The organism is Mycobacterium sp. (assembly GCF_035623875.1).
Lineage (GTDB): Bacteria > Actinomycetota > Actinomycetes > Mycobacteriales > Mycobacteriaceae > Mycobacterium.
On the sequence record NZ_DASPSP010000220.1, the window covers coordinates 1 to 12,402 of the forward strand.

The window sequence follows — 12,402 nt, forward strand, 5'->3', positions numbered from 1 at the left end:
GCGCTTGCGATCGGCCCCGCCTGATCGTGGCGACCCGCTGCGCCCGGCTCCGCCGCGCTTGCGATCGGCCCCGCCTGATCGTGGCGACCCGCTGCGCCCGGCTCCGCCGCGCTTGCGATCGGCCCCGCCTGATCGTGGCGACCCGCTGCGCCCGGCTCCGCCGCGCTTGCGATCGCCACGGCGCGGCGCCATAGCGCCGCGATGTCCCGGGCCGCGAGCCGCCACCGGGGACCAGTGAGCACTCGGATTGCGGCCGCACCGGCGGTCGGGTCGGCAACCAGCCGCAGCATCGCGACCACGTCGGCGACCTCGGGTACCGACAGCAGCCCGGCCAGTCCGACCACATCCACCGGGATGCCGCGGGCGCGCAGCGCAGCGGCCATCGGTGCGGCGTCGGCGTTACGCCGCACCAGCACTGCGGCGGTCGGTGGCGCGACCCTGTCGGCGGCGGCCTGCTGATAGCGCCGGTGCAGATGATCGGCGACCCAGTCCCGTTCGGCCTGCACGTCGGGCAGCAGCGCGCAGCGGACGGTGCCGGGTTCGGCGTCGGGGCGGGAGCGAAGTGCGCGCACCGCCACCGATCGTCGCCGCGCATCCGCCGAGACGGCGTTGGCCACCTGCAGCGCCCGCGGCGGGTTGCGCCAGCTGGTTCGCAATTCCAGAACCGGCGTCGGGCTGCCGTCGGGTCGGGGGAAGTCGGTGGCGAACCGGGGCAGATTGGTCGCCGAGGCGCCACGCCAGCCATAGATGGACTGGATCGGGTCACCGACGGCGGTCAATGCCAGTTCATCGTCGACTCCGGCACCGAACAGCGACGACAGCAGGATGCGCTGGGCGTATCCGGTGTCTTGATATTCGTCGAGCAGCACCACCCGGTAGCGGCCGCGCAGTTGCTCACCGACTTGCGGGACCGCCGTCGCCAGCCGCGCGGCGTAAGCCATCTGCGTGCCGAAGTCCATCACCTTCTCAGCCCGCATCCGCCGGTGCAACGCGTCGATCAGCGGCACCAGCTCGGCGCGCTCGGCCTGAGTGGCCAGCATCCGCAGCAGCCACTGACTGGGGCCTGAATTAGGTCCGCCACGTTGGTGACGACCCGCCGGCAGGGTGTGCACCAGCCGTTCCAGCTCGACATGCGTATCGCGGAGCTGGCCGGTCTCGACCAGGTGCTCTGCGAGCTGACCCGACAGCCGCAACACCGTCGAGGTGACCGCGGCCGGGGCTTTGTCGGTATGCAGCTCCCCGCGATATCCGTTGACGACGTCGAACGCCAGCTGCCACAGCTCGGTCTCGCTGAGCAGCCGGGTGTCAGGCTCGATGGGCTGCGCGTGCTCCGCCGTGTCCGGTGACAGCAGACCGTATTCGCGCAGCAGTTGGCCAGCGAAGGCGTGATAGGTGCTGACTATCGGCGTTCCGGCGGGCTCGCCGGGCGGCGGGCCCGGCTGGCTGCCGATTGTCAGTCCGGTGCCGCCCAGCCGGGCCAGGCGGGAGCGGACCCGCCGCAGCAGCTGGCCAGCGGCCTTGCGGGTGAACGTCAGGCCGAGTACCTGGCCGGGCTCGGCGTAACCGTTGGCGATCAGCCACACCACCCGCGCTGCCATCGTCTCGGTTTTCCCGGCGCCGGCCCCCGCGATCACCACCAGCGGCCCCGGCGGTGCTGCGATGACTGCCGCCTGCTCCGCGGTCGGCTCGAAAAGGCCTAGGGCACATGCCAATTCGACCGGGCTGTAGCGCGGTGCGATTGATGCCGTCATCCCGCCCCCTCAGTGTCGGCGTAGGCCGGGCAGCTCGAGCGCAGTGGGCAGTGTATGCAGCCGTCGTTGATCCGGGCGACGAACTGCGGCCCGGCCGTCGCCTCGGCCGCCTCGAGCACCAGGTGGCGCCACTCTTCGCGCGACTCCGGCGTCAACGAGTCCTGCTCGCGTTCGGTCGCACCCCCGGACCCGGTCCTGCCCAGGTAGACAAGCCGCGCGCCGCCCGGCTCGTCGCCTTGCGGTACCAGACCCTCGGCCACCGCCAGCTGGTAGGCGGCCAGCTGGGCGTGGCGTTGTGCGTCGTCCTTGCTGACTAGTGTCTTGCCCGTCTTGACGTCGACGATGACCAGCCGGCCGGCTCCGTCGCGTTCGATCCGATCAACTCGTCCGCGCAGCCGCACGCTTGCGCCACCTCGGCCCTCGAGGACCCCGTCCACGTCGACTTCGACGCCGACCTCGGTCAGCTCGCTGCGCGTCTGGGCCCGCCACCCCAGGAAGGCCTGGATCATCGCACGATGCCGGGCCAGCTCATTGGCTGAATACCAACGGGATTCGAAGGGCAGATGCTGCCACGCCCGCTCCAGGGCGGCCAGCAGCTGCGACTCGCTGCCTGCCGGTTCGGCGATCAGCGCATGCAGCACCGAACCGATCGTGGAGCGCAGGTCGCGGGCGTCGGTTCCGCCGTGCCGTTCGGCCAGCCAGCGCAGCGGGCAATCGGTCAGCGTCTGCAGGCTCGACGGAGTCAGGGTGACCACGTGGTCATCCCCGCTCCACAACGGTTCGGTAGTGCTGACCGGCGTCATGGCGTACCACCCGGCCGGGTCGGCACCCGGCACTCCTGCTGCGGCCAGTCGCGCCAATTGCGTTGCCGCGCAATCGCGCATCGCGTCGCTGACCGCGCCCTGCGGTGCACACACCACCCCGCGTAGCCGGCCCACCACTGCGGCCCCGGACAGCACCCGTGGCGCTGTGACCGGTTGCCGTGCGGCATCGGGGCTGCCGGTGGCCCATTGCGCGATCTCGGTGAAGAACGGCGACGGTAGGGCCGCGTCGCGGCCGTCGCCGGCCTCCCCGTCTATGGCCGTCACCAGCAACCGCTTACGTGCGCGGCCCATCGCGGCCACCAACAACCGCCGCTCCTCGGCCAGCAGCGGTGCGCGCATCGATGCGTTCTCGGTGACCCCGTCGAGAACGTCGAGCAGCCGCTGCGTGCCGAGCACGCCGCCGCGCGGAATTGTGTTGGGCCACAACCCTTCCTGCAGGCCGGCGATGACTACCAGGTCCCACTCGTGGCCCAGCGCCGCGTGCGCGCTGAGCACTGAGACCTGCTCAGCCGCGCCCGTTGATTCGGGGCCGACTGCAGGCATTTGCAGTGCGCCCAGGTGGTCGATCAGCCTGGGCAGCGACGCGCCGGCAGTGCGCGACAGGTATTGGTCTGTGGCGTCGAACAGTGCCGTCACCGCGTCGAGGTCCCGCCCGGCCTGAGCGCCGGACGGTCCGCCACGCTCACACGCCGCCAGCCAGCGACGCTGCAGACCCGAACGGCGCCACGCCGCCCACAAGGTGTAGCGCGAGTCCTCACCGCGCGAGTGACAGCGGGCAGCAACGTCCAGCACCGCGCGTACCCGTCGTAGCGGCCGGGCCTGAGTCGGGGTGAGTCGGGTCAATCCCCCGGTCGTTAGGGCCTGCACCAGCAGGTCGTCGAATTCCCTTGGCGACCCGTTAATGTCGGCGCGGCGCAGCGCCCGTCGCAGCTGACGAAGTGTTACCGGGTCGACCCGGCCAATCGGCCCGGTAAGCAGCGTCAGCGCACGCTTGCCGTCCAATCCGCCGGCAGTGGCAGCCAGCACTGTCAGCAGCGCCTGCGCCGCGGGCTGCTCGGCCAGCGACCCCGAGACGGCCGGCGGGGCGACCGGAACTCCGGCTCGTGCCAACGCGTGCGACAGCCCGGCAGCGGCGCGCGGTACGGACCGGACGATCACCGCCATCTGAGACCACGGCACGCGAGAGACGAGATGCGCGCGTCGTAACGCATCGGCGATCAGCGCCGCCTCCGCGCCCGCGGACGAGGCCAGCCGCACGTCTACTGATCCGGAATCGTCTCCGGTGCCTTCGATTTCGCAGCCGCCGGAAAGTCGGCCGGCGATGCCTGAGACAGCCCGCGCCACCGCCGGCGCGCACCGGTGTGACGTCGTCAACGCCACCGACGGCGTACCGTCACCCAGCAGCGCCGCCGGCTCGGCGCCGCGGAAACCGAACACCGCCTGAGCAGGGTCACCGGCGAGAAGCGTCAGGTCAGCGCCGGCAGCCAGCACCCGCACCAGCGCAGCGGCCTGCGGGTCGAGTTGCTGAGCGTCGTCAACCAGCAGAACGCCGATCCGGGCGCGTTCGGCGGCCAGCATCTCCGGGTCGACCGCGAACGCGTCGAGAGCCGCGCCGACCAGCTCGGCGGCCCCGACGGCCGGCGTGGTCGCCTGCGGGGCAGCCGTTCCGACAGCGGCCCGCAACAGCATCACTTGCTCGTACCTGCGCGCGAACCGGCCAGCGGCCGCCCATTCCGGGCGACCGCACAGCCGACCCAGCCGCTGCAGCTGCTGAGGGGCCACGCCGCGTTCGGCGCAGCGGGTCAGCAGCTCACGCAGCTCCGCGGCGAACCCCGCGGTGCCCAGGGCGGCGCGCAGTTCAGCAGGCCACGCTGTCGTCGCACCGGGGCCGTCCTCGATCTCACCGGCGAGCAGCTCGGCGATGATCGCGTCTTGTTCCGCAGAGGTGACCAACCGCGGCGGTGGACCGCCGGCGCGCTGTGCCGCTAGCCGCAGCACGGCGAACGCGTAGCTGTGCACGCTGCGTACCAGTGGCTCCCGGATTACGGCGCGGCAGGGACCGACCTGCTGCGAGCGCAGCAACGTCGTCGTCAACGCACTGCGGGCCCGTGCGCCGATCCGACCCGAACCGGTCAGCAGCAGCACCGATTCCGGATCGACACCCGCGGCGATGCGCGCAGCCGCGGCGTCGACCAACAAGCTGCTCTTGCCGGTTCCCGGACCGCCCAGCACCCGCACCACGCCGCGCAGACCGGGATCCAGCACAGCGCGCGCTTCGGAACCCCAGCGGTGAGACATAGCGGCATGACACCACGGGGGTCCGACAAGTCCGCCCGGCCGGGAATGAGCGGACGGCGAACTGGCACCATCGACGCGTGACCCGGCTGCACGTGCACCGCTACGGCCCCTCCGGGCCCGTTCGACTGCTGGCCATCCACGGGCTGACCGGCCACGGGAGACGCTGGCGACCGCTGGCGACTCAACACCTGGCCGAGATCACAGTTGCCGCACCCGATCTGATTGGGCACGGCTTCTCGTCGTGGGCGGCTCCGTGGACCATCGATGCCAATGTCGCGGCGCTGGCCGCGCTGCTCGAGCAACAGGCCGACGGCCCGGTCGTGGTGGTCGCGCACTCGTTCGGCAGCGCAGTCGCACTGCACCTGGCCGCCGCACACCCCGACCGGGTGGCGGCACTGGTGCTGCTTGACCCGGCGATCGGCCTGGACGGCGGGTGGGTGCGTGAGATCGCCGACGCCATGCTGGCCTCACCTGACTACCCGGACGCCGCGGAAGCCCGCGCTGAGAAGGCCACCGGCTCGTGGGCTGGTGTGGACCCGGCCGTGCTCGACGCCGAACTCGACGAACACCTCGTCGCACGCCCGGGCGGACGCTACGGTTGGCGCGTCAGCCTGCCCGCGATGATGTCCTATTGGAGTGAGTTGGCCCGCGAAGTCGTATTGCCGCCCAACGGAATTAGAACGACGTTGGTGCGGGCTGCGTGGACGTCGCCGCCGTATGTCACTGGCCAGCTCGTCGCCGGCCTGCACGAGCGGCTGGGCGCTGACTTTCGGCTGATCAATGTCGAGTGCAATCACATGGTGGCAGAGTCCAAGCCGGCCGAGGTCGCCGCGCTGATCCGAGAGCGGATGTCTTGATCATGGCGGCAGTGACCGACGAACAGGTCGAGCGGGTGCGCGCGCTGGTCGCCTCGATACCGGCTGGCAGAGTCGCCACCTACGGTGATATCGCTTCTGCCGCAGAGCTTTCCAGCCCCCGTATTGTCGGGTGGATCATGCGGACGGACTCGTCGGACCTACCTTGGCACCGGGTGATCACGGCATCCGGCCGTCCGGCACGGCATCTGACCACGCGACAATTGGAACTGCTTCGGGCAGAAGGAGTTCTGGCGGTCGACGGCCGGGTCGCGCTGGACGACGTCCGTCATGAGTTCTAAAGGATCAGACGCACCAGGGCAGCCGTGCGGGCCAGACCGGGGAAGGCGGCCGCCGTCGAACGCGGGTGCAGTGCGTGCACAGCGAGCCGGAACATCAACGCGCGCAACAACATTTGCGGCCATTCCGGCAAGGCGCTCCAGCGCTCGATGAGTTCTTCGTCGGCCTCGCCCCATGACAACGCGTCAACGACGACAACCCCCGCTGCCCACGACGCGGGCCGCCAGTAGGGCGTGATGTCCGTTATCCCCGGGGCGGCGGCACCGGCGAACAGCACGGTTCCGTAGAGATCCCCATCCACCAGCTGGTTCGGGCTCTTGGTTGGCCGGCGCAGTCCGGCAAGCTGGTTGATCAGCTCGACCGACCGCTGCCCGTCCGCTGTCGGCGAGGCCGCCCGCGCCGCCGCCGGAATCGACTGCAGCGGCCGTTCCTCCCAGGCCGCACGGTCCGCGACGATGAAGACGTCGACATCGGCCCAGGGCGCCGCGGTGGGCCCCTGGGTAAGGAATCGAGGCCGTTCCAGTTTGGCGGTGGCCTCGTGCAGCCGCACCGCCGCGGACACCACCTCGTCGTGCCGGGGCTCGGGTTGACCGGCCACGAACGTGTCTGCGCGCCAGCCGGAAACCACGTAACGCCCATCGGTCGACCGCACCGGCCGGGCCAGCCGTACACCGTCGACGAACAGCGTCTCCCGCACGCGCGCGGACCAGGCGGCACGGGCGTTGTCAGCGACCATTGACAGCACGACTTCGCCGCACCGCCAGCCACCTTCCCAGCTGGCTCCCAACGGTATGGGCCGCACACCACTCAGACCGAACGCCGCCAGCACGTGCTCGGGCGGCGGCTCGACAGTCACGCGATCAGCCTAATCGGGGCCAGCGAACTGCCGGGACTAGACACGATGAGCCGAATGAGCCCAAAATCCGTCGGCCGCGGCCAACTGGACAGGCTCCACGCCAGCCCGGGACAGCCAGCGTCATCGCCGGGTCAGTACATCACCATGTCGGGCTGCATCTGTTTGGCCCAGGCCACGATCCCGCCCTGCAGGTGCACCGCGTCGGCAAACCCGGCTTTCTTCAGCACGGCCAGGGCCTCGGCCGAGCGCACACCTGTCTTGCAATACAGCACGGGAATCCCGTCCTGCGGCAGCTTGGCCAGGCCCTCGCCGGAAATGATCAACGACTTGGGAATCAGCTGGGCGCCGTCGATGTGGTTGATGTCCCACTCCACCGGCTCACGCACGTCGATCAGGGCAACCTTCTTGCCGGACTCCAGTAACTCCCGCAGTTCGCGCGGGGTGATCGCCGAGCCGGCGGCCGCCTCGGCCGCATCGTCGGACACTACCCCGCAGAATTCGTCGTAGTCGATCAGTTCGGTGATCTCACGCGTGGACGGGTCCTTGCGGATCGTGATGGTGCGATAGCTCATCTCCAACGCGTCGTACACCATCAGCCGGCCAAGCAGCGACTCGCCGATTCCGGTGATCAGCTTGATCGCCTCGGTGCCCATCACAGACGCGATCGATGCGCACAGAATGCCCAACACACCGCCCTCGGCGCAGGACGGCACCATGCCTGGCGGGGGCGCTTCCGGGTACAGGTCGCGGTAATTGAGACCGCGCCCGCCGGGCGCATCCTCCCAGAACACCGAGACCTGGCCTTCGAACCGATAGATCGACCCCCATACGTAGGGCTTGTGGGCCAGCACCGCGGCGTCGTTGACCAGATATCGGGTGGCGAAGTTGTCGGTGCCGTCGAGGATCAGGTCGTATCGCTCGAACAGGTTGACGGCGTTGTGCGATTCCAGTCGAACCTCGTGGAGGCACACGTTCACCAGCGGGTTGACTTCGGCGATCGAGTCGCGGGCCGACTGCGCTTTGGATCGGCCGATGTCGGACACCCCGTGGATGATCTGGCGTTGCAGGTTGGATTCGTCGACGACGTCGAAGTCGACGATGCCGATCGTGCCGACACCCGCCGCGGCAAGGTAAAGCAGTGCCGGTGCGCCGAGGCCTCCGGCGCCGATAACCAGCACTCGAGCGTTTTTGAGCCGCTTCTGCCCCTCGACACCCAGGTCGGGAATGATCAGATGCCGGCTGTAGCGGGCAACCTCGTCCCGTGTCAGCTCAGCAGCAGGCTCAACAAGCGGTGGCAACGACGTCGACACCGATATCGCCTCAATTCGTCAGTGGAGTTGGCATTCCGCGCACGTCAGCCACATCCATCACAGCAGCTGTCGCGAGCAACGGCAAACAACTGCCGTTGCTGCCCGCCTCCTCAGCGCGCCGCTCCACGGCGCGCATCGTCACCGGGCTAGGCGATCGGGTAAGGCCAGGGATTGAACCGGCAGGTATTGCCGTCGGGCTTGACCCACTCCGGGTCGAACTTCGCGGCGTCGTCGTTGGACGTCGAAAACGTCTGCTGCATCATGATCGGTGCCAGACCGCCCTGCTTGTCGCAGGGCTCGTGGCGCAGATAGCCGATGGCGTGGCCGACCTCGTGGTTGATCAAATATTGCCGGTACGATCCGACGTCGCCCTCAAAGGGCACCGCACCGCGCACCCAACGTGCCTCGTTGATTAAGACCCGGGGTTGCGCCTCGGCTCCGTAGGACGGGTTGTAGCAGGACGTCTCCAGCGGGAACTCGTAGCCGCAGCCTTCCCGCACCGTCATCGGGGAGCTCAGTGAGACGCGGATATCGGGTTTGCTCTTGTCGGCCGCGTCGATCCTGACGAACGCGAACTGCGGGTTGTGTGTCCAGCTCTTGGGGTTGGCCAGCGTTTGGTCGACCATCCCGGCGAATGCGTCGTCGCCGCCGAACACGGTGGGATCAACGCCGTTTTCGACTTCGACGGTGTATTTGAAGACTTTGACGGTGCCCTGGCCGATCTGCGGCGTCCTGCCCGGAACGATCTGCCATGTCTTGTCGCCGGCTTCGGTGAACGGACCGCCGTTGGGCAGCATCCCGGTGGGCAGGTTGGCGTCGAACTGAGTCAGGCCGCGCGGCGGTGCGTCGATGATCGACGTGCCCACCGCACCGATTTTCGGCGGGCCCTGGACGGGCTCTCCCGAGGCCGGTGCGGGCGTGCTGGTCCCCGTCACGGTCTGGTAGACCACCACCGCGGTGAGGGCAATCAATGCCGGCAGCGCATACGCGCGCCAGCCGTAGGTGGATACAAAGCGTCCCAGCCAGCTCTGCTTTCGCCAGCGGCTGTTATCCCGATTTGACCGGACCCGCCCTGAGCCCCACGCAAGAGGATCCCGCTGTGCGCGCAGCGGTTCTCGCCAGTCGTCGCGGAGCACCGGTACCCGGTTACCCCCGCCCCGATCCGGGTCGTGAGTCACTTCCCAAGGATGGCACAACCGTCGCTAGCTGGGACTCTCGGCGCGCCCGCCGGTAACGCTACGACGTTGATCTGCCGACATTCGGGCATGGATGGCGATCCGGAAAGCGAGCGGGTAGTAGTGTCGTTGCGGTTAGCCAGGTAACGCTACACCGGCGCTACGACACCCAGATTGAGGACTTGATGAGCGATCTCGCCAACGCCGCCGAAGGGGGTGCGGTCAAACTGGGCGGTAGCAATCGGCCGGCGGACACGCGCGGCCGCACCTCCCCGCGGCGCGGCAACCGGCTGCCCCGTGACGAGCGTCGCGGCCAATTGCTCGTCGCAGCCAGCGAAATTTTTGTGGACCGGGGCTACCACGCCGCCGGCATGGACGAGATCGCCGAACGGGCCGGAGTCAGCAAACCCGTTCTTTACCAGCACTTTTCCAGCAAGCTGGAGTTGTATCTGGCGGTCCTGCAGCGACACGTCGAGAATCTGGTGTCCGGCGTGCGGCAGGCCTTGCGCACCACCACCGACAACCGGCAACGATTGCGCTCGGCGGTCCAGGCGTTCTTCGATTTCATCGAGCACGACGGCCAGGGCTACCGGTTGATCTTCGAGAACGACTACGTCACCGAGCCCCAGGTCGCCGCGCAGGTGCGGGTGGCCACCGAATCGTGCATCGACGCGGTTTTCGACCTGATCAGCGCCGACTCCGGGTTAGACCCGCATCGCGCCCGGATGATCGCGGTGGCCTTGGTCGCACTTAGCGTCGACTGCGCCAGGTACTGGCTGGACACCGATCGGCCGATCTCGAAGGAAGACGCCGTGGACGGCACCGTGCAGTTCGCCTGGGGCGGGCTGTCACACGTGCCGCTCACCCGTTCCTAGCTGCGCTGCTACCCAGTCCGAAACCGACCCGGCGCGCGTCTGCGACACCGATTTCGACGTAGGCGATCTTGGCGGCGTTGACCATGAAGCGGCGGCCCTTCTCGTCGGTCAGGCTCAGCACGCTGGAATCCTTGCCCAGTGCGATGTTGACCAATTCTTCGACTTCGCCGGGCGTTTGCGCACTAGTGAAGACCAACTCGCGCGGGCTGTCCGTGATACCGATCTTGACCTCCACGTCGGCCCCTTCCCGTTCTTCCCTGGCAGTCGTTGGAAATCGTTCTCCAGCAAGCAGGCTAGTGGACCGCCCGGTGACGATGCAGACCGTGTAGCGCTCTGCGGTGGGGACACGCACCCTCGCCGCTGTGCGGCTGGGGTACCCCCACTCGCTTGCGGGGGAGGGCCGAGCAGGCCGACCTGCTACCGGGCGCTGAAAGCCAGTCGCCGCCAGGGCTTACGTGTGCGGGTAAGCCCCGCGGCCGTTGGCAAATTGTGACCTGACACGCGAGCGCCGCGGCCTCCGGCTATCCGCTGCATCGTTAACATCTGCACCATCAGCACCATGAATTACTTGGATAGCGATATCCAGGACTACCCAGATGACGACGTCGACGACTTCTACGCCGACGACGATGACTTGCTTGCGCCCATCGATCAGCGCTGGCGTCCGGTCGCCGCAATCGCCGGTATCGTCTTCGTGCTGGCGCTGATCGCCACGGTCGTGATACTCAACGGCGGCGACAGCGCTTCGACTTCGGCGACGGTGGTGGTGGTGCCACCGACTCGCAGCGTGACCCCCTCACCGCGGCTGAGCCCTCCGACGGGCCCACCCGCCTCGTCGCTACCTCCCGAGACGGTGACCACCGTGACACCGCCGCCGAAATTTAGCCCAACGCTCACCGCAGCCCCCACCAACGCGCCGACGGCGGTCCCGCCGCCGGCGGCTGTCCCCTCGGTACCACCGGACGTGGCTGCCCGCACCTTCGTCTATCGGGTGACCGGGACCAAGCAGCTCTTCGACCTGGTGACCGTTGTCTACACCGACGCTCAGGGCGCGCCCCAGACGGACTTCAACGTGTCACTGCCGTGGTCGAGGACGGTGGTGATGAACCCCGGAGCGCACATAAGGTCAGTCGTTGCGACAAGCCTGACCGGTCATCTCAACTGCTCGATCACCGACGGCGCGGGTCAGCCCGTTGCGATGTCGACCAGTAACGCGATGATCGCGACCTGCACCCGCTAGCTGGCCGTCCCCCTAGGCCAAGCCCAGTTCACGCATTCGCTCGTCGTGCGTGCGCTGAAGCCGGTCGAAGAACCCCGCCAGCTGCGTCAGCCCTTCCGTCCGAGACACCACCAGGTCGACCAGCTCATCGTGTTCGGCCAACACGTACTGGGCCTGGGTAATCGCTTCACCGAGCAGACGACGCGACCACAAGGCCAGCCGGCTGCGCTGTTTGCCGCTCTTGGTCACCGCAGCGCGCACCTCGGCGACGACGAACTGGGAGTGCCCGGTCTGCGACATCGTCGCGCGCACCACGTCGGCAACCTCGTCGGGCAACTCGTCGGCGATCTGCAGATAGAAGTCGGCGGCCAGCGCATCGCCGACATAGGCCTTGACCAGCGCCTCCAGCCAGGTGCTCGGCGTGGTCAGCCGGTGGTAGCCGTCGAGCGCGGAGGCGTACCTCGAAATCGTCGGCACCACGTCGACACCGCGGCTCTCCAGGGCGTCGCGCAGCAGCTCGTAGTGCCCCATCTCGGCCGCCGCCATGCTGGCCATCGAAATCCGGCCCCGCAGATCCGGCGCCATCTTGGCCTCTTCGGTGAGCCGGTAGAACGCCGCGACCTCGCCGTAGGCCAACACCGCGAACAATTCGTTGACGCCGGGATGGTCCGCCGGTACTCGGGGCGAAGGCGGATTGGACAACTCGTCGGCGCCCGAAAGCGAGGTCATGCCAACACTGTAGGCGCCGTCGCTGGCGACCCGCTGCACCCGGCTGCGCCGCGGTGGCGATCACCACGAGGCCGCCGACCGGACCGCAATCCCCGGTCGCGATGGCCTAACAGCTATGATGTACGGAGGTATTGGCTGTAGATCATTACGGCCGCTACCGGCGAAATGTGCGTGCACGCAGTTGGCCCGCCTAGAGAGCGCAGGGCCCGCG

The 12,402-nt window shown here is 68.5% G+C and carries 11 protein-coding genes; 4 read left to right on the forward strand and 7 right to left on the reverse strand.

The genetic code is table 11. The annotated features are described in order from the left end of the window. On the reverse strand, nucleotides 1-1,751 hold a 1,751-nt coding region (locus VEI45_RS18075), incomplete at its 3' end, for an ATP-dependent helicase (RefSeq protein WP_324855660.1). Continuing rightward, nucleotides 1,748-4,873, reverse strand: coding sequence for an ATP-dependent DNA helicase (locus tag VEI45_RS18080; protein ID WP_324855662.1), 3,126 nt, complete (start codon nucleotides 4,871-4,873; stop codon nucleotides 1,748-1,750). The genes VEI45_RS18075 and VEI45_RS18080, both read right to left, overlap by 4 nt. Before the next feature lie 77 nt (nucleotides 4,874-4,950). Between VEI45_RS18080 and VEI45_RS18085 the strand changes: the two genes are divergently transcribed. After that, on the forward strand, nucleotides 4,951-5,730 hold the full coding sequence (locus VEI45_RS18085) for an alpha/beta hydrolase (RefSeq protein ID WP_324855664.1): 780 nt from the start codon (nucleotides 4,951-4,953) through the stop codon (nucleotides 5,728-5,730). Nucleotides 5,731-5,732: 2 nt separating this feature from the next. After that, nucleotides 5,733-6,029, forward strand: a complete 297-nt coding sequence (locus tag VEI45_RS18090; RefSeq protein WP_324855666.1) for an MGMT family protein — start codon at nucleotides 5,733-5,735, stop codon at nucleotides 6,027-6,029. On the opposite strand, the gene VEI45_RS18095 is transcribed toward VEI45_RS18090, so the two are convergent. The 3 genes from VEI45_RS18095 to VEI45_RS18105 form a co-directional block, all read right to left on the reverse strand. Continuing rightward, nucleotides 6,026-6,883, reverse strand: a complete 858-nt coding sequence (locus VEI45_RS18095; protein ID WP_324855668.1) for a TIGR02569 family protein — start codon at nucleotides 6,881-6,883, stop codon at nucleotides 6,026-6,028. The genes VEI45_RS18090 and VEI45_RS18095 overlap by 4 nt on opposite strands. A 131-nt stretch (nucleotides 6,884-7,014) precedes the next feature. Beyond that, nucleotides 7,015-8,193 (reverse strand): adenylyltransferase/sulfurtransferase MoeZ, encoded by a 1,179-nt coding sequence (moeZ, locus tag VEI45_RS18100; RefSeq protein ID WP_324855670.1) that lies wholly within the window; start codon nucleotides 8,191-8,193, stop codon nucleotides 7,015-7,017. 146 nt (nucleotides 8,194-8,339) lie between these two features. Next, complete coding sequence (locus tag VEI45_RS18105) at nucleotides 8,340-9,371, reverse strand: DUF3152 domain-containing protein (RefSeq protein WP_324855672.1); 1,032 nt, start codon at nucleotides 9,369-9,371, stop codon at nucleotides 8,340-8,342. Nucleotides 9,372-9,553: 182 nt separating this feature from the next. Between VEI45_RS18105 and VEI45_RS18110 the strand changes: the two genes are divergently transcribed. After that, complete coding sequence (locus tag VEI45_RS18110; RefSeq protein WP_324855674.1) at nucleotides 9,554-10,243, forward strand: TetR/AcrR family transcriptional regulator; 690 nt, start codon at nucleotides 9,554-9,556, stop codon at nucleotides 10,241-10,243. Here the strand turns inward: VEI45_RS18110 and VEI45_RS18115 are convergent. After that, nucleotides 10,230-10,478, reverse strand: coding sequence for a DUF3107 domain-containing protein (locus VEI45_RS18115; RefSeq protein ID WP_324855676.1), 249 nt, complete (start codon nucleotides 10,476-10,478; stop codon nucleotides 10,230-10,232). The genes VEI45_RS18110 and VEI45_RS18115 overlap by 14 nt on opposite strands. A gap of 324 nt (nucleotides 10,479-10,802) precedes the next feature. Between VEI45_RS18115 and VEI45_RS18120 the strand changes: the two genes are divergently transcribed. Next, nucleotides 10,803-11,483: an MmpS family transport accessory protein gene (locus tag VEI45_RS18120; protein ID WP_324855678.1), complete on the forward strand. Its 681-nt coding sequence runs from the start codon at nucleotides 10,803-10,805 to the stop codon at nucleotides 11,481-11,483. Nucleotides 11,484-11,495: 12 nt separating this feature from the next. On the opposite strand, the gene VEI45_RS18125 is transcribed toward VEI45_RS18120, so the two are convergent. Next, on the reverse strand, nucleotides 11,496-12,191 hold the full coding sequence (locus VEI45_RS18125; RefSeq protein WP_324855680.1) for a ferritin-like fold-containing protein: 696 nt from the start codon (nucleotides 12,189-12,191) through the stop codon (nucleotides 11,496-11,498). Nucleotides 12,192-12,402 lie beyond the last annotated feature (211 nt).

Coding starts and splice junctions, on each gene's coding strand:
- VEI45_RS18080 (WP_324855662.1), bottom strand. CDS start 4,873: ATGTCTCACCGCTGGGGTTCCGAAGCGCGCGCTGTGCTGGATCCCGGT.
- VEI45_RS18090 (WP_324855666.1), top strand. CDS start 5,733: ATGGCGGCAGTGACCGACGAACAGGTCGAGCGGGTGCGCGCGCTGGTC.
- VEI45_RS18110 (WP_324855674.1), top strand. CDS start 9,554: ATGAGCGATCTCGCCAACGCCGCCGAAGGGGGTGCGGTCAAACTGGGC.
- VEI45_RS18120 (WP_324855678.1), top strand. CDS start 10,803: ATGAATTACTTGGATAGCGATATCCAGGACTACCCAGATGACGACGTC.
- VEI45_RS18125 (WP_324855680.1), bottom strand. CDS start 12,191: ATGACCTCGCTTTCGGGCGCCGACGAGTTGTCCAATCCGCCTTCGCCC.